19 protein-coding genes are annotated in these 23,197 nt (G+C 66.9%); 6 read left to right on the top strand and 13 right to left on the bottom strand.

The annotated features are described in order from the left end of the window. Positions 1-319: 319 nt before the first annotated feature. A complete protein-coding gene (locus tag AB0E02_RS31320) occupies positions 320-1,693 on the bottom strand; it encodes a hypothetical protein (RefSeq protein ID WP_362145524.1) in 1,374 nt (457 codons plus the stop codon). An 839-nt stretch (positions 1,694-2,532) separates the two neighbouring features. Between AB0E02_RS31320 and AB0E02_RS31315 the strand changes: the two genes are divergently transcribed. From AB0E02_RS31315 to AB0E02_RS31305, 3 genes are all read left to right on the top strand, one after another. Continuing rightward, entirely contained in the window at positions 2,533-2,862 is a 330-nt protein-coding gene (locus tag AB0E02_RS31315) for a hypothetical protein (protein ID WP_261955376.1), read from the top strand. Between the two features lie 167 nt (positions 2,863-3,029). Further along, positions 3,030-4,037, top strand: a complete 1,008-nt coding sequence (locus tag AB0E02_RS31310) for a PE-PGRS family protein (protein ID WP_362145521.1) — start codon at positions 3,030-3,032, stop codon at positions 4,035-4,037. Positions 4,038-4,303: 266 nt separating this feature from the next. Further along, entirely contained in the window at positions 4,304-5,188 is an 885-nt protein-coding gene (locus tag AB0E02_RS31305) for an IS982 family transposase (RefSeq protein ID WP_362145519.1), read from the top strand. A gap of 231 nt (positions 5,189-5,419) precedes the next feature. Here AB0E02_RS31305 and AB0E02_RS31300 read toward each other — a convergent pair whose 3' ends face one another. The 11 genes from AB0E02_RS31300 to AB0E02_RS31250 all read right to left on the bottom strand — a co-directional run bounded on the left by AB0E02_RS31300 (position 5,420) and on the right by AB0E02_RS31250 (position 15,736). Beyond that, the gene (locus AB0E02_RS31300) at positions 5,420-5,728 is read right to left on the bottom strand and encodes a hypothetical protein (RefSeq protein ID WP_362145516.1); all 309 of its coding nucleotides are present in this window, start codon (positions 5,726-5,728) and stop codon (positions 5,420-5,422) included. Between the two features lie 75 nt (positions 5,729-5,803). Next, positions 5,804-6,205, bottom strand: coding sequence for a hypothetical protein (locus AB0E02_RS31295; protein ID WP_362145513.1), 402 nt, complete (start codon positions 6,203-6,205; stop codon positions 5,804-5,806). Positions 6,206-6,233: 28 nt separating this feature from the next. Further along, positions 6,234-6,977 carry a hypothetical protein gene (locus AB0E02_RS31290; RefSeq protein WP_362145510.1) on the bottom strand — a complete coding sequence of 248 codons (744 nt, stop codon included), beginning with the start codon at positions 6,975-6,977 and terminating at the stop codon, positions 6,234-6,236. Between the two features lie 51 nt (positions 6,978-7,028). After that, positions 7,029-7,355, bottom strand: a complete 327-nt coding sequence (locus AB0E02_RS31285; protein WP_362145507.1) for a type VII secretion target — start codon at positions 7,353-7,355, stop codon at positions 7,029-7,031. A gap of 709 nt (positions 7,356-8,064) precedes the next feature. Further along, positions 8,065-9,420, bottom strand: a complete 1,356-nt coding sequence (locus tag AB0E02_RS31280; protein ID WP_362145504.1) for a S8 family serine peptidase — start codon at positions 9,418-9,420, stop codon at positions 8,065-8,067. 95 nt (positions 9,421-9,515) lie between these two features. Next, entirely contained in the window at positions 9,516-11,171 is a 1,656-nt protein-coding gene (locus AB0E02_RS31275) for a hypothetical protein (RefSeq protein WP_362145501.1), read from the bottom strand. Positions 11,172-11,233: 62 nt separating this feature from the next. Continuing rightward, positions 11,234-11,551, bottom strand: a complete 318-nt coding sequence (locus AB0E02_RS31270) for a hypothetical protein (protein WP_362145498.1) — start codon at positions 11,549-11,551, stop codon at positions 11,234-11,236. 22 nt (positions 11,552-11,573) lie between these two features. Beyond that, entirely contained in the window at positions 11,574-12,683 is a 1,110-nt protein-coding gene (gene mycP / locus AB0E02_RS31265) for a type VII secretion-associated serine protease mycosin (RefSeq protein WP_362145495.1), read from the bottom strand. Between the two features lie 331 nt (positions 12,684-13,014). Beyond that, positions 13,015-13,308 (bottom strand): WXG100 family type VII secretion target, encoded by a 294-nt coding sequence (locus tag AB0E02_RS31260; protein ID WP_030414182.1) that lies wholly within the window; start codon positions 13,306-13,308, stop codon positions 13,015-13,017. 117 nt (positions 13,309-13,425) lie between these two features. After that, positions 13,426-13,749: a WXG100 family type VII secretion target gene (locus tag AB0E02_RS31255; protein WP_033269492.1), complete on the bottom strand. Its 324-nt coding sequence runs from the start codon at positions 13,747-13,749 to the stop codon at positions 13,426-13,428. Between the two features lie 331 nt (positions 13,750-14,080). Continuing rightward, positions 14,081-15,736, bottom strand: a complete 1,656-nt coding sequence (locus AB0E02_RS31250; RefSeq protein ID WP_362145491.1) for a type VII secretion protein EccB — start codon at positions 15,734-15,736, stop codon at positions 14,081-14,083. A 346-nt stretch (positions 15,737-16,082) separates the two neighbouring features. Here AB0E02_RS31250 and eccE point away from each other — a divergent pair, with 346 nt between their 5' ends. The 3 genes from eccE to AB0E02_RS31235 all read left to right on the top strand — a co-directional run bounded on the left by eccE (position 16,083) and on the right by AB0E02_RS31235 (position 21,269). Beyond that, positions 16,083-17,309 carry a type VII secretion protein EccE gene (gene eccE, locus AB0E02_RS31245; RefSeq protein ID WP_362145488.1) on the top strand — a complete coding sequence of 409 codons (1,227 nt, stop codon included), beginning with the start codon at positions 16,083-16,085 and terminating at the stop codon, positions 17,307-17,309. Continuing rightward, positions 17,309-18,163: a hypothetical protein gene (locus AB0E02_RS31240; protein ID WP_362145486.1), complete on the top strand. Its 855-nt coding sequence runs from the start codon at positions 17,309-17,311 to the stop codon at positions 18,161-18,163. Before eccE ends, AB0E02_RS31240 begins: the two co-directional genes overlap by 1 nt. Positions 18,164-18,467: 304 nt before the next feature. Then, complete coding sequence (locus tag AB0E02_RS31235) at positions 18,468-21,269, top strand: SCO5717 family growth-regulating ATPase (RefSeq protein ID WP_362145483.1); 2,802 nt, start codon at positions 18,468-18,470, stop codon at positions 21,267-21,269. Between the two features lie 805 nt (positions 21,270-22,074). Here the strand turns inward: AB0E02_RS31235 and AB0E02_RS31230 are convergent. Next, the gene (locus AB0E02_RS31230) at positions 22,075-23,022 is read right to left on the bottom strand and encodes a bifunctional riboflavin kinase/FAD synthetase (RefSeq protein ID WP_030802587.1); all 948 of its coding nucleotides are present in this window, start codon (positions 23,020-23,022) and stop codon (positions 22,075-22,077) included. Between the last annotated feature and the right edge of the window lie 175 nt (positions 23,023-23,197).

Genomic DNA, 23,197 nt, shown 5'->3' with positions numbered 1-23,197 from the left:
GTCGGCAGCGAGCTCCTCCTCATCGGAAGGGATCTCTTCCTTGGTGGAAGCGATCTCTTCCTCGGGTGAGGGGGTCTCTTTCTCGAGTGAAGGGATCCCTTCCTCCTCGGGAACGAGCTCGTCGGCGTCCTTGGGAAGGGCCTCTTCCTTACCGGGTAGGGGCTCTTCCCTATCGGAGCCGGCCTCTTCCTTACCGGAAACGGGCTCTCGCATACTGGAGACAGGTGCTTCTTTACCGGAAACGGGCTCTTCCATACTGGAGGCGGGCGCTTCCTTGCCGGAAACGGGCTCTTCCTTGTCGGGTTCGTTCATGAGCGGTTCATGCACCTCGGTTCCATGCACTGACGAATGCCTCCATATGCGTGCGTACTGCGCTGCCCAGGGCGATCCATGACCCGTCGGTGAAGCCGACATCGAACCGTCCCCGGCCACCCACGCCCTTGGGATGCGGATTGACCCGAGCGATGTCCGCACAAGACACCGCCACCCCGAAACCCCACCGCGGTGTGGGGTCACGCCAACCCGTGTTGCGGTCCACGAGCAGGATCAACCGGCTGTCGGTCATCGCCTGCCGCCGTGGAGTACCCCCGGCGTTCGTCAGGTCGACGAGGAAACGGCCGGCCGTGCTGGCCCAGCCACCGTCCATGACGGTGCCCCAGATCGCCTTCTCGACGGCGCGGTCGGCCACCTGGTTCAAGGCATCCACCGTGCGCTCGCCCCGGTCGCCGACGCGCCCTGCGGCTTGGGCGAACGAGTTGTTGACCGGGTGGCTGTTGGTCACCGCCCCCAACGGACGGGCCACCGCGCCGAGTGCGCTGTCCAGCACACCCCGCACCCGCTCCTCAAGCACGGACGGAGAAGGCGGAGTGGCCGGCGTGGTCGGAGAAGGCGAAGTGCCCGGAGCGGTCGGAGCGCGCAGCTCAACGGGGACGCAGAGCAGCGCCGCATTGGCGAAGTAGCCACAGGCGATGACCAACCCCTCGCCTGGCCGGAGAAACGGCAGAAAGCAGTCGCGGTACTCCGGCTTCATACGGCGCGGCTCCTCTCGTCGGACGGGCGTCGACCGAAGTGGGGCATCAGCCGAAGCGGGTTGTCGAGTTGTGGGACTGCTGGACCACTGCACTGCTGGACCACTGCCGGGCGCACGGCCGGCCGCGGGGTCCTTCTCTCGACTGCCGGTTCGCGACAACGGCCGAGCAGCTCCTGTGCGATGGGCAACGGGCGACGGGCGACGGGTCGAAGTCCGAGGGCGACGGTAGCTGGTAGCCGGTAGCTGGTAGCTGGTAGCTGCCGAGAGCACCCGCACCCTGCGCCTGCCGCCGCAACCGGACGGGAACCGCTCACCGCTCAACGCCTCATCGATCTTCTCGGCGGTCTCAGCCGTCTCGGCTGTCTCGGCTGTCTCGTCGATTTCGTGACTGATGACGGGCTGCACCGCGCCGCTCACCGGATTTCCCGTGAAGCCGAGGTCGTAGATCACGCCCTTGGCACCGCGCTTGATCGCCTTGCGCGTCACCCTGGCTCCCTGGGAGACGGCGAACTTCTCCCCTTCACCAGCCTCCTTGAGGTGCTTCCAGGTCAGCGGATTGTACCGCTTGACCTCGGACAGCTCCTTGGCCTCCTTGAGCATCTTCCAGTCCAGCACATCGGCCGGTGTCGTCCTGCCGGTGGCGTTCGCCGCTTCCGCCTCCACGGCGGTCTCCAACTCGGCTGCCAGCCCAGCGAGGTGATCAGGTCATGGAACACCTCGGGGCCGGACCGGTCCACTCGTGCAAGAGGTCCGCTCGATCACGGCGTGGGTCAACCACCATCTCCGGGAACTCGGAGGCCCAAGCGCTGCGCTACCCGCCAACGCTGCTCCTCCAGAACTGCACCGCGGCGGCCACACCTTCACTGACCTTCTCCTCAAGCTTGGCGACGGTCTCCAACGTCTCCAGGGCGTCCGCGTTTCCAGGAGATCCTCGTTTCCAGGGCGTGCGCGTTTCCAGGGCGTCCTCTTGACGGTCCTCGTAATCCGCGCTGATCTCGTCTCGCCCGCTTCCAGCAGCAACCCGAAGGCTTCTCGGGGCACGGAGCGCACGGCAAGGCTTCCAGCTATCGCCCGCACCTTCTCGGCCCGTTGACCGAAGTTTTGGCGAACTTGTGCAAAGCCTCTTGGGCGGTAGCAAATTGCTCCGCCACGGATCCCCCGCCACCGACCGACTCACTACGGGCTGCTGAGCGGGCAACGCCCCAAGAGGCGCCACGGGCGGGCGGGCCTGCCCACCCCTCCGCCTCACCCGCAATCCCCTATGCCTCAACGCAGTATGCGTATGCGGTATGCGGTATGCGGTATGTGCCACGAATGCCATAGACAGACCAATTTTCACGGAACCTCCACGGCACCAAGTAAAGAGATTCCCTTGAATCCACCGCAGGATCACCCGCCTTGACAGGTCGACGTTCGGTTCACCTAACCTGGGAACGCTAAACTCGCGCCAAGAGTCAGACGCTAAGCGTCCGAGTGGACGCACCGGAAAAACGGGGGCTGTGGTGGCAGGCAAGGAATTTGACGTCGATCCGGATGTCCTGCGCACGCAGGGCAACGCGTTCGTCCACATCGGTGGCGATTTCTCCAAGGCCTCGAAGAAGCTGAAGGCCGACCTGGAGGACCTCGGCAGCCCCTGGGAGAACTGCGACTTCGGCGACATCTTCGAAACGATCTACACGCCCATCAGGGACGGAATGTTCGAGTCCATGGACTCCCTGGGCGAGCGCCTCGAAGGCATCGGCGACAAGCTCCAGCACATGGCCCAGACGTACGCCGAGTCCGACCAGCAGGGCATCCACACCATCAGCGCCGTCGGCCGCCCGGTCATCTGACGCGCTCCGCCCACCGTACTTAACGTCGGGCCGCACAACCCGGGCCGAGGGCGTGAAAGCTCCTCCCTCTCCACCTCCCACCCCCTCAGCCCGATTCCCCAACTCTCACTTCCCACCCTTTCCGTTGCTCTCCGCAATGGGCTACCACTGCACGGGGGACGATCACTGTGTCATTGACGCTGCCAGGCGAGGTCACCTGGGTCCTGGACCTGCTCGGCTACAGCTGGCCGGACGCCGACGAGGACAAGCTCCACGAATGCGCCCAGGTCTGGCGCAACTTCGCCGAGTCCGTCAACCAAGCAGCTTCCTCGGGCACTTCGGCAGCCAATGAAGTCGTCTCCGCCAACTCCGGCGAAGCGGTCGAGGGCTTCACCAACGAATGGGGCTCCTTCTCCGGCGGCGGTAACAGCGGAGACAATTACCTCCGCGACGCCGCCGCAGCGGCGGAAGTCATCGCCGTCGCCTTCGACGCCGCCGCCATCGCCGTTCTCGCCGGCAAGGTCGCGGTCATCGTCCAGCTCGTGATGCTGGCCGCGGAACTCATCGCTGCACAGGCCGCCGCACCCTTCACCCTCGGTCTCTCCGAACTGGGCGCCGCCGGCGCCACGCAGGCGACCCGCCTGATCGTCCGCCAGATCCTCGACAAGATCAAACGCGAGGTCATGGAGGCGGCCACCAAGGCCATGGAGCACGCCACCATGGACGCCATCAAGAAGATGGCGAAGAAGGCCGTGTCCAAGGAAGCCCGCAAGCTGGCGATGGATTACGCCAAGAAGACGGTCAAGGACACCGTCAAGGACACCGTGAAGGAAAAGGTTGTCGACGCGGCCAAGGAAAAGGCCACGGAAGCCGGCACCGAAATGGCCCAGAACGTCGCCCAGCAGGGCATCGAAAGCCACTTCGGAGCCCGCGACGGCATCGACTGGGGAGAAACGGCCGACATCGGCAAGGAAAAGGCCGGTGAATACGTCGACGGCATCAAGGAAGGCGCCAACGACCTCACCGACCCCAAGACCTACGTCGACCACGCCCGCCAGGACCTCACCGACCGCGGCCTCAACGCCGCCCAACGCCACGCCGACCAACGCACCGGCGGCGCCGCCACCCGCCACCAGGGCGCCACGGACGCCGCCCGGGAAACGGTGAGCGGCAGCGTCGAGGACGTCTTCGGCTGATTCCGGCCTCCAACTGCCCGGGAAGGTGCGCGGTCCAACCGCTCGGCGGCCCCGCGGCGAAGCCCCGTCATCCCCTCGGCTCCCGCACGCCGCCGATTCCTGTCGAGGGCGCGGGGCGGCGTGCATCACACGCATCATCGGCACGGTCTATCGACCGTCAAAACTAGTCACCAGCGCCGCCCCTCCAGCGCATCCGCCGGACTAGATGATTGAGTCCGATGTTTGGGCTGGCCGCGACATGGCGAAGGGCGTCCGTTGGCTCGTGTGTGACTACCAGCCTGGACGCCCTTCTGGCGGCACTGTACGTGTTCATCGACGACCATGTAGCCCCTTGTCGCCGGATCGGGCGACCTCCGAAACTCTCCGACGCCGAACTGCTGTGTCTGGCAGTGGCCCAGGTACTGCTGGGATTTCCCTCCGCCCGGCACTGGATCCGCTTCGCGCACGCCCGCCTGGGGCACCTCTTTCGATACCTGCCCCAGCAATCGGCCTACAACAAGCGCCTCAACGCCGCCGGACCGCTGATCAGCCAGGTGATCGCCGCCCTCGCCCGTCAGGTCCCCACCTGGCACGACAACCTGCGGCTGATCGACTCCACCCCACTGCCCTGCGCGGCCTCCCGTGAGAGCACCAAACACTCCGAGCTGGCCGGCCACGCCGGCTACGGCTACTGCCGCAGCCACTCCCGCTTCTTCTGGGGATTCAGGCTCTACCTGCTGACCACCGCAGAAGGCATGCCCATCTCCTGGTGCCTGGCGAACCCGAAACTCGGCGAACGCCAGATGATTGTCGCGCTGCTGGAGCGCGCCCATCACCTCATCCGCACCGGGCAGGTGATCCTCGCCGACAAAGGCTTCACCGGGCGCAGGTTCGAGACCTTCCTCGCCGAGCACCTGGGCGTTCATCTGGTCCGGCCGGATCGAAAGGACGAACCTGTCCGGCACGGTCGTCTGGCCCACGTCCGTCAATGGATCGAGGCCGTCTTCGACACCCTCAAAGGCCAGCTCAGCCTGGAACAACACGGCGCCAGGACACCAGCAGGCGTCTTCGCCCGCGTCGGCCAACGCCTCCTCGCCCTCGCCTCAGCCATCTGGCACAACTGGACCACCGACGCCAAGATCAAACGATCCCTGATCGCCTACGACCACTGAGAACAACGGACTCATTCATCTAGAGCACTCCTTGCCATCGTGGGGCACACCAAGCCCCCACGCAGAGGCGAAACGCGTGTCGCATCGCACCTCCTGCTGTAAGCCTTGCAAGCTGGCTCCAGCATGGCGCCTGCCTGCCGATACCGCTTGTCCAAGCCGTTGGTCCGCTACTCACGAACCGGCACCCTGAAACAGCAGGCGACCGTCCCACGCCCCGTCCTGAACACCTCGTCAGGCCATGAGAGACATGACCACCAGACAAACGGCGAGCGATCCGCCCATAATCCATCCGCCCAGGGTCACCAGCCTCGCACGGTCGTGACGCCAGCCGCGCACCATGACGAACAGCCCCCCGTACATGCCCGCCAGATTGAGCAGAGTGACCCAGAGGTGCCTCCCTGACATCACTGCCATGACGACAAGCACCAAGGGCGCCAGCACTCCCCCGCCCAGCAGCAATGAAGTGAATTGCCCCCGCTCCCGCAAGGCCATCTCGTCGGCCGGGGACGGGGGATCTAGGTTCGGCAGCTCCGAGTTCATACGTACCTCCATCGTCGCCAAAAAGCCGCCACACAGTCGGCATGTTCCGTTGCCCCGGCGGACAGCGGGCCACCGCTAGTACACACTGAATCCGCCCGCACTGTGTCGGCTCTTGGCCTGTGTCCCACGAGCGCGTTCGCGCCGTTCCTGCTCGATCTCAGCGCGCTGCTCCTCCAGGAACCTCGCCCCCTCCTTCTCGGCTTGCGAGCGCTCTTCCGCAGACATCTCGTCCCACCTCTGCTGGAACTTTCCAACGTTTTGGACGAGTTCCTCTTCGTAAGCGCCGACCCGCACTGCTTCCCTGAGCCCCATCCGCCCTGACAAGACTTCTCTCGCCATCTCCGCCAGAACGTCGCCGCCCTTGCCGTCGGCCAACACCTCCAGTTGCTTTCTCAGCACGCGGGCCATGGCTGGGTCTCGGGTGACCGACATGAACTCGTCGTCGCCAACCCGGGGTTCATTGTCCTTGTTGCTCATTCGAGCCGCCTTTCCCTGCCCGGCCGGTTCAGACCGCGGGGTTGTCGTATCCCTTGCCGGGCAACGGGAATTTCTCCATGTTCGCTGCATGGAAACGGGTCAATTGGACGACCGTGCCCACGGAGCCGCTGACGATGCTCTGCACCTCGGTGACCAGTGCCGTCAGCCTCCCCCACAGAGTGATCATGGCCGCGACCTCAGCGGCCACGGCGCCGGCCGCAATGACAGGGCCGAACAACGTGAAACTCGTGGACGCCCCCGCGGCAGCCGTGATGGCCACGGTCAACGCCAGGTCGAGAATTCCGCTCAGCAGATCGCCGCAGGCCTCGGCAGCATGCCACACGGCCTCCGTCACCCGCTCGTACTGCTCCTTGAGCCCGTCGAAGGACTCCTTCATCGCCGAGACGTCTTTGGCCAGCGTTTCGACGTAAACATAGGCCGAGTCTGCGGCGTTGCCCGACCACGTGGCATCGAGCGCTTTGTTGCCGGACTCCAGGTTCTTTGACAGATCGGCGCAGAAGTTCCCAAGGGCGCCCCAGGCCTTGGCGCATTGGGCGTATTCTTCCCAATTCCCGCCGAGCAGCTTCTTGGCCTCGTCGACCGGGTTGAAGTCGAATGCCAGCTCCAGCCCTTTGCTGATCATGGCGGAAGGGCTGAGCACATCACCGTACGAGGTCAGGTCGCGATAGAGCGTCCCCGGCTCGTCCTTGTCCCCGTCGACCTTGGGCTTGACAAGCCTGCTGGTCGGCTCCGTCGCATCATGAAAACTCAAACCGCTCCCCCTGCAGGTGGCGCCGCACATGTTCCTTTACGAAAAACTGGGTCATCGCTTGGAAGCGGGATACGTGGCATCCAGCTTTGAGGCCTCACCATGATCGGTGTGCTGATAGAACGACGCGCTGCGCGCCATCTCCCGTTGAGACGCATCCAGAATGCGATGCAGCTTCTTCAGTGCGGACTCCACATTCCCCAGGACCCCGTCATGCCCACCTCCGAAGATGCTTGCCAGCGCCGAGATCGGCCCCTTGTCGAAGGTACCGATCGAGCACTCACGCCGGGTGAATTCCAGGGCATGAGTTGCGTCGTCTGAAGCTCGTTCCAACTGCTTGGCGAAGGCGGAAAGGTCGGCTGGCTGAACCTCGAATGACATACATCCCCCATGAGAAGCTAAGCGCACAGCAAGACGGTTACCCCGGAACGCAAACCATACAGGCCCCTGTCCATCCATCCGCACTTAGGGATGCCATCTGGCCAGTTACCATTCGTTCGGCCCGAGGTGATGCAACGCCACTTTCTGAAGCTTGGCGATATCTACCCCATGTCCGTCATTTTCGGTGATACAGGATCAAATCAGGCAGTAGGGCCAGCAAGTGCAATCAGTATTGATTTGAGGAAAGTGCACCGACCGAGAAAAGCACCCCGGGAAGGGTGGTTGATGTTTGCACAACATGGTCGGTGAACCCACGCGCCTCGGCTTGGCCGACCCTGAATAATCAGAAATTGCTCCCCGGCCTGTCAGCCTGTATAGCTCTATCCGCCTTACGAGATCCCGTTGATCGAGGGCAGGTAATTCTGTGGCGTCAATGCAAACACCCTCGTCCAGCACCGGCTGGGCACTGCCCCGGCCCGCAGCGGACACATTGATATGGACCTGGTCTCCGACTTCCTCGCAGCCATCCCGGCCCAGGAAGAAGAGCATGGGCCATAGAGGTTCGCCTCACCCCTAGTCCGCACCATGTCATCGCCCAGGTCGGCGACGCAGCCGGTGACACAGATTGATCCGCTAAACGATGAGGTCCGTAGCGCACAGGCCACGGACCTCAAGTTGCGTTCACGAGCGCAGTAACAGCGTCAGCCTTTCACTGCCCCGGCGGCTGCGTGGGCGGCGCCGGCGGGGGGAACCCCGCGGAACCACCAGGCTGCTGCTGGTACGGCCCGGGCTGCTGATAGACGCCTTGCTGCTGGTACGGCCCAGAAGGCTGCGGCGGAAGGCCAGCCCCTCCGGGGCCGCCGAACCCACCCGGAGGCGGACCGTTACGTCCGTTCTTCTTCTGACGGGCAATCACGATGACGATGATGCCGGCGACCACGAGAACCCCGACCGCAATGCCCACGATGGCGCCCAAGCCGAGCCCGCTACCCTGATCGCCCTGCTCGTTACCATTGCCGGACGCCCCTGCAGCGTTGGCTCCGGCAGTCCCTGCAGCAGGATCCGTCTTGGGGGCTTTCAGGGGACCGTTCTTGGAGCCGGCAGGGATGTCGGCAGTCAGTGCCTTCAACGGCTGGATGAAGCCGTATCCGTAGTGCGGGTCAGGAAGCTTCAGGCCCTTCTCCCCAGGAGGAAGACCAGCGGACTTCACCAGGCGATTGGCGATTTGACCGGCGGTGAGGTCCGGGAACTTCGACCGCAGGAGTGCGGCGGTAGCCGAGACGTATGCGGTGGCGTCAGAAGTGCCGTTCCCACGTCGATAGGGGTAGTCGGACCGCGCTGCAGAGGCAGAGGTGATCTCCACGCCAGGGGCCGACAACATCAACTGACTACCGTAGTTAGACTGCGCCCAGATCTTCCCGGATTTGTCCACGGCACCTACGGCTACCACCCCCGGCTGAGCAGCCAATTCGCTGATGGGGCTCACCCCGTCATTACCAGCGCCCGCTACCACCAGGACATCTTTCTTCGCCGCATAGGCCAGCGCTTCTTTGTCAGCATCTGTGAAGTTCGAAACTTCGATGGATAGATTGATGACCTTCGCGTGCTGGTCGACTGCGTACCGAATCCATCCACCGAGGCCGACATCGCCCACGCCGTTCCCGATGGTGGGCCGTCCAACGGGAAGGATCTGCGCATCCGGCGCAAGCCCCATGATGCCATCGGAGTTTCCGGGACCATGCCCGTGCCCTGCAATAAGTGAGGCCATGGCAGTACCGTGATCGTCTGCACTCCCGTGATCGGCGGTCCCGCCGTCGATGAAGTTCTTTCCGGGCAGCACATTGCCTTTCAGATCTGGATGGCTGCCATAAATCGGGTCGTCAATTACGGCGACCGTGACGCCCTTACCCGTCGACTCTTTCCACACACTCCGAGTATCAAAGGCCTTCAACGGCCACTGAGCGTCTCTGATCTCGTCTGCCAAGGCAATCGGGGCGGCAGTGAAGAGCAGCGCTCCCGCCACCACCGCGCCGCCCACTGCACGCAGCGTCCGCGTGAAGCTCATGCCGTTACACCTTCCCGTAGCAAGCTGGGGCCCGCAGCCCGGAGACTGCGGGCCCCGTCGAGTCCGCCGAGCGGTTCGCGCTGGCGGGCAGGTCCCTACTCGATGACCCTGGGCGCCACATTACGCTCCGGCGTCCAAGTCTCCTCGTCCTCTACCAAGTAGTCCGGACGCTGTCCGTTCTCCTTAGCCTTGTCTTTGCCCTTGGCGCCGTGAGCACCGTGCGCTCCTGCCATTCCGGCAGGACGGCGACCGCCGGCCGCGCCCTGCTGGGTACCGCCTCGGCTGCGGTGCAATCCTGAACCGCCTTGCCCACCTGCACCCGTCTTGCCGACCTTGCCACCGATCACGCCGCCCTTCTGGCGAGCAAGCGCACCGCCCTTTCCTGCGGCTCCTGCGCCCTTGGCGCCGGCGCCCTTGCCGGCACCAGCAGCGCCAGCCATCCCTGGCATGCCAGCACGGCCACCACGAGCGCCCGCTCCAGCCCCGGCACCCCCGGCACGAGCACCCGCACCGGCGCCTCCGACCATGCCTGGCATGCCAGGGGACCCGATACCCGAACCGGACCCCCCGCCTACACCAGGGCCTCCACCGATGCCGGCGCCTCCGCCAATGCCAGCGCCTCCGCCCAGCCCCCCGGTGCCTACACCGCCGCCGATTCCTCCACCGCCGGTCCCGAGGCGGCTGCCTCCGGAGAGGCCGTCAAGCCCCGTACCGACATGTGGGGCAGAAGGGCCAGGAGTTTTCGGAATGCTGCCGACACCACCGTCGATGCCGGGGGGCCGCGGCGGCTCCATCGGCTGGGGCGACTTGTACCCCCCACCGTTCATACTCGGCAACTTCGGTGCTGGTGCGCCTCCCTTGGGCGCGGACGGTGGGGGGCCATAAGGACCGATGGGCGGAATGGCACCACCGCTCGGATCGTGGTCAGGCTTCTCGATCCGGTCGCCACCGTCGATGCCGCGCGATGCACTGCCGCCAAGGACCTTAGCCCCAACCCGATAAGTCGTCCCCAACTGCTCCATGTAATGAGCAGCCTCGAGCTGACGCTCCTTCCCGAGCGACAGGTTGTGGCGGTTCTTGTTCATGGCATCCCAGATGCTCATCTTGGGATTCTGAAGGTCAACCTTCAGCTGCGAGTCGTCGCGGCCGTCGCCGCCGACCATCCCGCCGACGAGACCGCCGACCAGGCCACCGGCTCCCGGAGCGATCGCGTTCCCGATCGCTGCGCCCTTGCCGACGCCGGAAGTCGCCTTGTCAGCGAGCCAGTCCTCCTTGCTCTCCCAGCTGCTCGGCTCCTTGACGTCCTCGACGCACTTCTGGACTTGCCTCAGGTTTTCGCTGATCTGCTGGAGTACCTCGCCGGTGTGGTGAGGGTACGGGGCGAGGTTCGCGAAGTTGTCGCTGATCTTTTGAGCTGCTACGGCGAACTGGTCCGCGGAGGAGCCGTGCCACGTCTGCAGGACCTTTGTCACGGCATCATCGAAGTGCTTCTTGATGCCTCCGTCCCAGCCCTCACCGACAAGGGCAATTCGAACGTCCTTCCAGCCCTTGGCGACGTTGGCAACCTCTTCCGGGTTGGCGCCCTGCACCATCCGCTTGAGATCGTTGAGTCCCTTTTCGGTGAACTGAGGGCGACTTGAGATGACGTCGTGGTCCATCTCCTGGTACTCGCCAGAGCCCTTGGCCGGCTTCTTACGTGGCTCCGGCGCATGCACCTTCGCCGGCTTGAAATCGCTGTCCTTCGCTGTCATTTTCTGTCCCCCACTCACTCAACGAACGTGGCCCATGCCTGCCGTCAACCCACCGACTGACGTCAGTGCCCGGTCATCTTGATCGAGTTGTCCGCTTCCGCGTCCTGGTAGGCGCCCCTGACCTTGGACGACTTCTTCCCGAAAGTGTCGACTAGCCCCTCGACCATGTGCAGCATCTTTTCGATGTCGCCCTTTACCTTGTCGTGGGCGTTGTAGAGCACCGTCTCCTCCTTGAACCCCTCGCCCAGGGATCCCTTCGGCAAATAGGTGCTGTTCTTGGCAGTGCTCTTCGAGTCGCCCATCTCTTTCAGGACGTGGTTGAGCTCCTTGATGACCTGGTCCAGTGCGTCCAGGTCAACGCCGTACTGCCCTTGAGCCATGAGTAAGTCTCCCCGTGTGTTCTCAGCTTGTCTTTCGGCGCCAGTCGCGAATTGCGATGGCGGTGCCAACTACTGCGCCGACAGCCAGCATTGCACCGCCGATGACGTAGATCGAGATGCGGGCGCGCCGATCCTCGGCGCTTTCACCGACGGTGAGGGCGACCGGATGGATGTTGGAGCCATCAGCCGCCTGGGACGGCTTGTCCGGCGTCGGCGAGGCGGTCGGTGTGGTGTCGTCCTTGAGTGCTGCCACCGGGTCGACGACACCCCAGCCGATGAAGTCGTCCCGGCCCCTCTTCACACGCTCGGCGGTCTGCTCGAGGTGCCAGATGAGCTGCTGCGGGGTCCAGTCTTTGTGGCGTGCCTTCAGGAGTGCCGCGGCTCCCGTCACATAGGGGGCGGCGAAGCTGGTGCCCTGGTCAACGCAGTTGCCGCCGTCAGGAACGGTGGACACCATGTCGACACCGGGAGCGGCGATGTCCACAAAGTTCCCGGACTGGGAGAAGGGGGCGCGCTCGTTGTTGCGGTCAGAGGCTGCCACTGCCAGCACATTCGAGTAATCGTCCGAATAGGCTGCGGGATACATGCTCTTCTCACCGCCGTCTGCGCCACCGTTGCCTGCCGAGGCGACGATGAGCACCTTGTGCCTCTCGGCATAGCTGACCGCCTGCTCAAGGGTGGGCAGCAGCTTTCGGTTGGCGCCGGTGCCTTGCGAAATGTTGATGATGCCTACGCGCTGGTCGACAGCCGATCTGATGGCCTTCGCGAGGCTTTCTGCTGTGCCCGGCTTCTCCTCCGACGTCTGCTGAAACGGGATGACCTTGGCTCCGGGCGCAATACCGAAGAAGCCGGATCCGCTGATCGGTTGGGCCGCGATGATGCCTGCCACCTTGCTGCCGTGACCGACCTTGTCATCCGTGGGCTTGCCGTTGACGAGTGATGCCCCACCGGCGCCTATCGCATCATGAAGCTGCTTATTGCCCGCGTCGATACCTGTGTCGATGACCCCGACACGGACCCCTTCTCCCTTGCCGTGCTCCCACATCTGCGCGGTCAGCAGCCGCTGCAGCGACCAGGGCGTCTCTTTGATGTTGTCGGTACCGAACTTGCACTCACCGCTGTTGAGCGGCACATTCTCATCCGCGACCGCCGGCGCGGCGACTACGCCCGACAGGCCGACAATGCAAGCCGCCGTGACCAGTGCGCCCGCCGCTCGTCGACGGTGCCCGGCTCGGTGACCAATGGCGCGAGATCCCACGGGTTGTCTGCTCTCCATGTGTGTCGGAATAGGCGGTGCGAGGAGGGGGGACGGTAAGGAAACACTGCTGGCGTTCGGGGGCTGGTCGCGGCGGTGGACGGCAGAAGGGCGAGCGCACTGATGCAGCGCGCTCGCCCTCATTGACCACTGTGCGAGCCGTCGGGGCTGCTCAGCCGATCGCCATCCGTAGCCGTGCCGACCTGGGTCAGCCGCCCCAGATACCGGCGTTCTTGTGCTCGGTGGACTGGTAGTTCTGGGCAGCGGTGTCCAGAGCCTTGGCGATGGCCTCCAGCGTGGAGTGCAGGGAGGCGGCGCGCTGGTCCCACTCGCGCTGGCGGGCCTGGTAGCCCTCCTGCGCCGCACCTTCCCAGCTGGCGGCGATCTTCTTGACGCCCGCCTCGAGGTCGTCGAGCTGCTGGCGGATGTTGTTGGCCGTACCGCGCACGTCGGAGCTGGCCTGCTGGATCGTCGCAAAATTAACGAGGATCTGGCCTGACATGGTGTCTCCTCAGGAGTTGATGCTGCTGGTCGATTCACATGCCGCAGCGGGCCGGCGCGAGGGCCGGCACGGGCTGCGGCGAGTAGGCCGGGCGCCGCGGTCAGCGGCGCGGCCCCATCATCCGAACGGGGAAGCCGAGGCGGAGATGTGCGAGATCGACTGCGCCTGCTCCTCTTCGGAGGCGGAGTAGTTCTTCGTGGTCTCGTCGATCGCTTCCTTGATCTCACCCAGAAGCTGGTTGAGACGGTTGGCGTCCTCGTTCACCTGCGACTGCAGCTGGTTGTACGAGGAAGCCGCAGCACCCTTCCACCCCGAGGTGATGGTGTCGACGACCGTGTTCAGGCGGGAGATCTCACCCTGGATCGACTGATTGACCGAGGAGATCTTGCCGCTGAACGCGACCATCTCCTCCTCGGTGGTTGTGTACTGCTGACCAGCCATAGTCAACGTCCCCCATGAGACTTGTACGTTGTCCCGCGCCCGCCGGCTCGCCAGCTTGCGTGGTCGGCATCTCCTGCTGACGCCTCTGACCACTTTAACCACTCCGCGCGCCCCCACCCAACAGCAGGCCTGCCCTTGTGACGGGATCACAACAATCCCAACTCCCGGCCAGAACAGTGCCGTTCATGGAATTCGGGCAGATGAGGCGCTATCGGTCAGATGGAGAAATGTGTGGCGTGTGGAGAATTGCAAGCGAATCTGGTCCGGCCCGCCCTACGGACGGATGCCGCACCGATACCGGTACATCGGCATTCGGTACGGCATCCGGCGATCAGGACGCCTGAGGCTTCTTGGCGCTCTGCACATCCAGGGAAGGGCCGGCCGAGAGGAGTTCGGACCAGGTCTTGAGGATCAGCGGTGGGTGGGCCGACTTGTACCCGAGGTGGAGCTGCGACTGACCCTGATCCTGGTCTGCCTTACCTGCCTTGTTTCCACCGTCATTGTTCTCCGGAATCGAGTACCGCAGCCCGGTGTCGGTGACCAGGAAGAGGCTCCCGAACTTCGCGGAGGGTGTGCTCGCCTGTCGGTAGAGCAGGCCGCTGCCAGGGGTGACGTAGGAGCTGGCGCCCGGAGCAATCTTGGCGGGATAGTCCTTTCCGACCCAAGTCTGCATGTTGGGCACGCCGTTCGGGAATCCCAGCAGCTTGTTCGCCTCACCCGGGTACTTGGTGTTGGTGCCCTTGTAGACACTGCAAGCCACCCCGTTGCCGGTGGGGGTGTTCAGGCCACCGGTCTGGGAGTCCTGCTTGTAGTTGTTCGCGGCTGAGACTTCGTCCGCCGGCCAGGGCATGGGCACATCGGTGTTCGGGATCTTGCCCATGAAGTCCATCACGTGGCCGGAGTCATCCGTCTTCGGGGTGAAGCTCGTGGTGGAGACGGTCTTGGGCGTCAGCGCAGATCCGTCCTTGTTGAGGTCTTGCGCGTTCTGCCCCTGGAGAAGGAGCTTGGCGATGAAGTTCGACACCTTGTAGACGCCGTCGCCCATGACGACATACTTCTGCGGCGAGTCGTCGGCCTGCAGCACGGTGCCGACGGTCCGGTACTTGTCCGGCGCGTCCTTGACGGGGGTCTGCTGACCCGCACCGGTGATCCTGGGCATGGCGATCGGCACCGGGCTCTTGATCAGCGTGGCCATGAACTCCGGAGAGACCTTCTGTGGCTCGACGGAGTCCCCGAAGATGATGCGCTCCAGGTCCCTGTTGGTCTTCTCCGGCCCCTGGGGAGGTGCGATGTGCCCACCCAGTGTGGAATCGAACTGGAAGGCCGTCCCGTTGTTGTCCACCAGCCACCTCTTGCCGTCGGGATCCTCGACGTACAGGGCCTCGTGAACGTCGAGCCTGCCCTTGCGCGGGTCGTCGACGAGCTGCGTGTCCTTTCCGCTCAGAACGAAGACGGCCTGCTGAGGCTTGCTGTTCTTGCCGCTACCGGGCCGGTCGCACACCGCCCATACCTTCGGCTTGTCGACGTCCTGGGGGGTGGGGAGGCGATCGGGTGCATACGGGATACCCACCGCCGGACCATGCGTGATCTTCCCGTCCAGCTCGGATTCCTGGACCTTCACCACGCTGTACTTATCGGGGTCGAGGAGAAGCTTCGCGGATGCGAGGTTGAGCACGGGGTGCAGCAGATTCTGCTTGTGGCCGTTGAGGTCGGTGTTGGGAAGAACCACATAACGCGTGGAGGAATCGCTTCCGACGATCAGATTCGCCTGGGGCTTGTCCCACCCCGACGGCGCCACCGGCTTGAGAATGCCGCACGCGCCGAATCCCACGAGCATCAGGACGCCCATGATCATGCTGGGCACCACCGCCTTGAGCGGCTTGGGGGCGCTCTCGATCGATCCGTTCGGCAGCGGCTTCAGGAATGCCGCATTCGTGCGCTTTCGGGCAAACGAATACGCATTCAGCTCGTCCCGACGTGATGCCATTATTGCTTTCTCTCCCCGCCTGTTGGATCCACATCGAACCGCCCCCGGCACTCACGCCGTAGCGCCCTCTACTATGCCGTGTGTCGATCGACCCGTACGGTACGGGTGCCACCTTCCAACGCACCAGTCTCAGCGGCGGCCCATACGCCTAGAGGCCCACATCACCAGTAGAGGAGCAGGCCGGGGGATGTCCAGCGCCACCAGGGCTCGACGCCGCAATGGGCGGCAACAGCAGCAACAGCCTTCCGGGGCACCGCAATCCGCGGGAAATGCTGGCCAAAACGGCACAGCTTCGGGCAACAGAGGAAATGGCGGCCGGAGTTCCGCGGCCCGCCCGGCGGGCCCGGTGGCACCGCGGCTGCGCCAGCAGGCCGGCACGATCGGCGGTGTCCGCGTCCAGCAGCTGGCCATCATCGAACTCGCCGCCGCACTGGTGCTGGTGGGCTGGTCGATCCACCCGGCCGCGCTGACCGCGGCCGCCGTCGTCGCGGCCGTGCTGGTCGTCTTCGCGCTCGGCCGGCGGCGCAAGATCCCGCTGCCGGAGTGGATCACGACCGTGCGCGCGATGAAGCGCCGCAGCAAGAACAGCACCGCCGCGCTCGCGGCCACCCAGGGCGTCGACCCGGCGATCGCCCCCGTGGTGGAGTGCGAACCGGCCCTGCGCACCTACGAGTACACGACCGAGGCCGATCAGCGGGCCATCGGTTTCGTCGGCGACGGCACGTTCCTGACGGCCATCGTCCAGGTGGACGCGCGCGACGAGCCGCTGCGGCCGCAGCGGGGCAGCCACATGCTGCCGCTGGAGGTGCTGCACACCGCCCTGGACATCGAGGACATCCACCTGGAGTCCGTCCAGTTCGTGCAGTACACCCAGCCCGCGCCGGCGCCGCACCTGCCCGAACAGGCCGTGGCGTCCCGCTCGTACGCCCCGCTGCAGGCGCAGTCGCAGACCCCGGCCATCCAGCTGACCTGGATCGCCCTCAAGCTCGACCCGGAGCTGTGCTCGGAGGCCATCGAGGCCCGCGGCGGCGGTCTGGAGGGCGCCAAGCGCTCGCTGCTGCGCGCCGCGGACCAGCTCGTCAGCCGGCTGACCGCGCACGGCGTGCGGGCCAGGGTGCTCAACGAGCGCGAGGTCACGGCCTCGATCGGCACGGCCGTGTGCGTCAGCCCGCGGGCCGCCAACGGCGCGATGGGCCGCGACGGCCGGGCGGTCCGGCGTACCCAGGAGACCACGCGGGCGATGCGCTGCGACGACCGCTGGCACTCGACGTACTGGATCGGCCGGTGGCCCCAACTGGGCCAGGGCGGCGCACCGTTGGCGGCCGTCACCCAGCTGCTGACCAGCACCAGGGCGATGGCCAGCACGTTCGCGCTGACCGCCACGCACGGCGGCGGCCGCGCCCCGGCGATCTCGGGCTACGTCCGCCTCTCCACCCGCAGCGAGAACGAACTCTCCGCCGCCCAGGACGAGTTGGAGCGCCGTTCCGGTTCCGCGAAGGTCGGGCTGGTCCGCCTCGACCGTGAACAGCTGCCCGGCCTGCTGGCCACGCTCCCCCTCGGAGGTACCCGCTGATGGCCTCGCCCACGTATCAGCCCCGCGTCAACACCAGCAGCGACGGCTGGCGCAATCCCCCTTTGTCGGCGGGTGTCAGTGGCGGTGACGGTCGCCGGCTGTCGCACCAGCCGCGTCCGGAGGAGGAGCAGAACGGGCCGTCCGGGCCCAGGCCCCGGCCCGGTTACGGCCTGCGCGGCCCGCGGCGCAGCCCGCATGTGCTGACCGCCGAGTCGCTGGCCGCGCTGACCCTGCCGGTCGGCGACGACGGCGTGATCATCGGCATCGACCCGCAGAACCAGCCCGCCGTGCTCAGCCTGCTGCGCCCGACCCCGCTGGAGGTCGTCCTCGTCGGCAGCATGTGGATGGCGCAGGTGCTGGCGCTGCGTACGGTCGCCACCGGCGCCCGGGTCGCGGTCGAGACCGCCCGGCCGCCCGCCTGGGGCCAGATGGCGCAGAGCGCGGGCGGTGGCCAGCAGTGCGTGTCCGTCCATGACGTCCGCCAGATCGCGCCCCAGGGGCCGTCGGTTTCCAGCCCCGTGCTGGTCGTACGGGACATGGGTGCGCGGCCGCCGCGCAATCAGCTCGCCCCGAGCCCCTGGCAGTCGGTGCTGACCGTGCTGCCGTTCCTCGGCCCGCGGTCGCCGCAGATGCTCAGCCGTGCCGACCTCGTCGGCCTGCAGCGGCTGTCGCCGGAGGAGGCGGAGGTCGTGACGCGCATCATGCGGCTGCCGGAGCAGGTCGGCGCGGTGCTGCCGACGCTCAGCGACAATGCCATGCTGTGGTGCCGTCGTGACGGTGGTCACCAATTCGTCATGACCCAGCCCACGGAGGCGGAGACCAACCTGCTGGGCGGCCCGCGCCGTATGGACTGATACCTGAACAAACACCTTCGGCACGGCCGCACGGGCGCATCCACAGGCGTAATCGCCGGGTGCGCCCGTAGGTGTGCCGAAGGGCTTGAAGACGACATGGCACCGACTGCCGTTATGGGCCGACTCTTGATTAGGCTGTGTGGGAGAGCCGCAGGAGCACAGCGCGACGGCAGTCGATACGGGGATGGAGACAGTTAGTGTTGGCGCAACCCCGGGTGGTGTGTTCCGACTTCCGCTACACCCGAACGATCCGCCTGTATCCGGTCCTGCCGTTCAGGTGCGTTGCAGTACACCAGGAGGCACAGTGAACGAGCAGGAGGCTTTCCGTCCGGACGGAAACGATCCTGACGACGACCAGTCCGAGTTCGACCTGACCGGCGAGTTCAAGATCGACTTTGCCGCGCCGGCCTGGTACGCGAGCAACGACACCAGTGGTGGCGCCGGTGCCGCGGCTTCTCCTGCGCCTTCGCCCACCACTCCGCCCGCAACGGCGCCGCCCGGTCCCCCGACCGGTCAGCCGCTGACCGGGCCGTCTCAGGGCGCACCGGTGCCGGGCCTGCCGCAGCAGGGCGCACCGGCCGTGGACGCCGCACCACCCGGTTTCCCGACGCTGCGGCCGCAGGGCGCGGACGGCGCCGCGCCGGCCGCCGCTGCTGCCCCGGTCGCGCCGGAGGCTGCCGCGGAGCCCGCGCCGGCCGCGAACGACGCGTCCGACGGCGGCAACAAGCGTTCCGGCACGGGCGTCGACCCGTCGGCCTCCCTCTGGGACGACGACGAGGACGACACCGAGCCGGAGGCCGCGGCGACGCCCGGGACGGAGCACGCGGCCGCCGCCCCGGCACCGCAACCGGAGGCCGTGGCCCCCAACTCCCCGGCCGAGGGCGCCGCCCAGGCCGCGGCGGCCGCTCCCCCGGCACAGCAGGCCCCGCCGGCCCAGCCGGTCCAGTCCGCTCCCGACGCTGCCGCTCAGGGCGCGCAGGCGGGCCAGTCGCCGGTGCCGCAGCAGGCGCAGCCGCAGGGCGCACCCGTACAGGGCGCAGGCATGCAGGGCGCAGGCGCGCAGGGCCAGCCGCAGGCTCAGCAGGGTCCGCCCGGTCAGCCCCAGCAGGGCGGGCCGCAGGGTGCTCCGCAGCAGCAGGGTGTGCCGCAGCAGGGCGCTCCGTGGGGCGCCGCGACGGACGGTCAGCAGCAGGGTGTCCCGAGCCAGGCCGTGCCCGGGCAGGGCGTCCCCGGCCAGGGTGGACTGCCGCCGCTGCCGCCGGAGTTCCAGCCGGCCGACCCGCGCATGGCCCAGGCCCAGGCCGGTCAGCAGCAGCCGGCCCAGCAGGGCCAGCAGCCGCAGCAGGGCGTGCCCCCGCAGGGCCAGCAGCAAGCCGGATACGACCCGCACCAGGCGGCCCAGCAGGCGGCCCAGGCACAGCAGGCGGCCCAGGCACAGCAGGCCGCCCAGGCACAGCAGCAGGCCGCTTACCCGCAGCAGGCCCAGCCCCAGCAGGCCGGTTACCCCCAGCAGGGCCAGCCCGCGCAGCAGCAGGGCGCCTACGGCTATCCGCAGCCCGCGTACGGCTATCCGCAGCAGGGCCAGCCGCAGCAGCACCCCAACGCGGCCGCGCAGCAGCCCGCTTACGGCTACCCGCAGACCGCGGCCCAGGGCTACCCCCAGCAGGGCCAGCAGCAGGCCGGATACGACCCGCACCAGGCGGCCCAGCAGGCGGCCCAGGCACAGCAGGCCGCCCAGGCACAGCAGCAGGCTCAGCAGGGCCAGCAGGGCCAGCAGACGCCGTATCAGCCGCTGCCCGGCCAGCAGGCGGACCCCAACGCCGCGGCGAACTACGCGACGTACTCACAGCCCGGCCAGCAGCAGCCGCAGCGGGCGGCTCCCGGCGCTCCGCTCGGATACAGCGCAGCGGTCGAGCTGACCTCCGACCGGCTGCTGCGCAACCAGCCCAAGAAGCGCAAGCCGGGCGCCAACGCGCAGCCGTCGAAGTTCAAGCTGGGCGCGAAGAAGGAGCAGGAGGAGCGGCAGCGCAAGCTGGAGCTGATCCGTACGCCGGTGATGTCCTGCTACCGGATCGCGGTGATCAGCCTCAAGGGCGGCGTCGGCAAGACGACGACCACCACTGCGCTGGGCTCCACGCTCGCCTCCGAGCGGCAGGACAAGATCCTCGCGATCGACGCCAACCCGGACGCCGGCACGCTCGGCCGACGGGTGCGCCGCGAGACCGGTGCGACCATCCGTGACCTGGTGCAGTCGATCCCGCATCTGCACAGCTACATGGACATCCGCCGGTTCACCTCGCAGGCCCCGTCGGGTCTGGAGATCCTCGCCAACGACGTCGACCCGGCCGTCTCGACGACCTTCAACGACGACGACTACCGGCGGGCGATCGACGTCCTCGGCAAGCAGTACCCGATCATCCTCACCGACTCGGGTACCGGTCTGCTCTACAGCGCGATGCGTGGAGTCCTCGACCTCGCCGACCAGTTGATCATCATCTCCACCCCGTCCGTGGACGGTGCGAGCAGTGCCAGTACGACCCTGGACTGGCTCTCCGCGCACGGCTACGCCGACCTGGTGCAGCGCGGCATCACGGTCATCTCCGGTGTGCGCGAGACCGGCAAGATGATCAAGATCGACGACATCGTGTCGCACTTCGAGACCCGTTGCCGCGGCGTCGTGGTCGTCCCCTTCGACGAGCATCTCGCCGCCGGTGCCGAGGTCGACCTCGACATGATGCGGCCCAAGACCCGCGAGGCGTACTTCAACCTCTCCGCCCTGGTGGCCGAGGACTTCGCGCGGGCCCAGCAGGCGCAGGGGATGTACCCGCAGCAGCAGATGGGCGGCGACCCGTACGCCCAGCAACAGCAGCAGTACGCCGCCCAGCAGGGCCACCCGCAACAGGGACAGCCACAGCAGGCGCAGCCGCAACAGCACCCTCAGCAGGGCCAGCCGCCGGCCGGTTACCCGCCGCAGCAGGGCGGCTGGACCCAGCAGCCCGCCCAGCCGCCGGCCCACTGGCAGCAGCAACAGCCCGCCCCGGACGCCCCCCAGCCGGACCAGTCCGGCCTGGCCCCGGGCTGGCAGCAGCAGCCGCCTCCGCAGTAGCGCGCGTATCGCTCTACGCGCACGGGCAGAGCGAGCGATACGGGTCGGGGCCCGGCACCTTGTTGGTGCCGGGCCCCGACCCGTTTGCCATGCCTGGCTGCCGGCCCGGCATGCGATGCGGGGCTGCTCCGTGGACGGCGTGAGCGTTGCGAACGTCGCGAGCGTTGCGAACGTGGTGACCGTTTGTAGCGTCATGACCGTTGTGAGCGTCATGACCGTTGTGAGCGTCATGAAGGTCATGTACGTCGCGGCGGGCTGCGACTCCGCGGAAGCCGTCACGCCCATACCGCACGCCGACCCGAACGAGTGAACCATTCCCGGTCGAACTCCGCCTGCTTCCAGCCGAGTTGGCATGCGCCGCAGCGCTGCCGGGAAGCCCTGCAGGGAGCACAACACCCGCCCGGACACGGCACCCGCAGCAATACCACCGGGCCCGGAACATGCCACTCGCAGCACTACCACCCAGCCCCGGCAACCCGCAGCACTACCACCCGGTCCCGGCAACACGGCACCCGGCACCCGGCACCCGGCACCCGGCACCCGGCACCCGCAGCACTACACCCGCCCACCCCCCGAAGGGGGGTGGGCGGCGGGGAAAAAAGTGGTTCGGCCGAAAGGCGACGAGAAAGGCTTGCGTCGGCGGGGACCTCCATCGGCGGGGGACCTCCGTCGGCGGGGGTCTGCCGCGGCGAGCCCTCAGACCTCAACCGGCTGCGGCGCCAAGCCCCGTCAGGAGGCCAAGCCCCGCCAGGACGCCAAACCCCGCCAGGGCGCCAAGCCCCGTCAGGGCGCCAAGTCCCGCCAGTCAGCCGGCGTCGGCGATGAGGCCGCGGGCCAGTTTCACGTCGACCGCCATCCGGTCCAGCAGGGCGTCGAGGGTGTCGAACTTCTCCTGGCCGCGGATGTAGGCGAGGAAGTCCACCCCGACGTGCAGCCCGTACAGGTCCAGCCCGACGCGGTCGATCGCGTACGCCTCGACCGTGCGGACCTTGCCGTCGAACTGCGGGTTGGTGCCGACCGAGATGGCCGCCGGCATCGCCTCGCCCTCGACCTGCAGCAGCCCCGCGTAGACGCCGTCGGCCGGGATCGCCGTGTGCGGCAGGGTTTCGACGTTGGCCGTCGGGAAGCCCAACTCACGGCCGCGCTGGGCACCGCGGACGACGACGCCCTCGACGCGGTGCGGCCGCCCCAGGACCTCCCGCGCACCGGTCACATCGCCCTCGGCGACCAGCCGGCGGGCGAGCGTGGAGGAGAACGGCTCACCGCCGCCCGCCTCCCCGCGCTCGAAGAGGTCGACGACCTCGACGGTGTAGTCGTAGGTGGTCCCGAGTTCGGCGAGGGCCTCGACGTTGCCGGTCGCCTTGTGGCCGAACCGGAAGTTGGGTCCCTCGACGACGACCTGTGCGTGCAACTTGTCGACCAGCACCTTGACCACGAAGTCGGCCGGCGACAGCTTCGAGAACTCCTTGGTGAACGGCAGCACCAGGACCGCGTCCACCCCCAGCTCGGTCATCAGCTCCGCACGCCGGTGGTGCGGTGCCAGCAGCGGCGGGTGGGTCCCGGGCCGTACGACCTCGCTCGGGTGCGGGTCGAAGGTGACGACCACCGCCGGGATCCCCAGCTCACGGGCGCGCGCGACGGCCTTGCCGATGATCAATTGGTGGCCGCGGTGCACACCGTCGTACGAGCCGATGGTGACGACGCTGCGTCCCCAACCCTCGGGGATGTCCTCCAAGCCACGCCAGCGCTGCACTCTGCCCGCTCCTCGCCCGAACTCTTGTCAGTCCACTGCGCCACGTCGGCATGGCGCAGGTCTAAGACTGCCATGCCCCGGGTGGTGCTTCGCGCGAAGGGTCACCGGCGACCGCCCGGTGGATCTTCATGGCAGCACCACACCGGCTCCGCCCCGGGCCGGGTACCCGGTCTCC

It is taken from the genome of Streptomyces sp. NPDC048196, from assembly GCF_040652715.1.
Taxonomy (GTDB): domain Bacteria; phylum Actinomycetota; class Actinomycetes; order Streptomycetales; family Streptomycetaceae; genus Streptomyces; species Streptomyces siderophoricus.
This window is presented reverse-complemented; position numbering and strand designations above follow the sequence as displayed.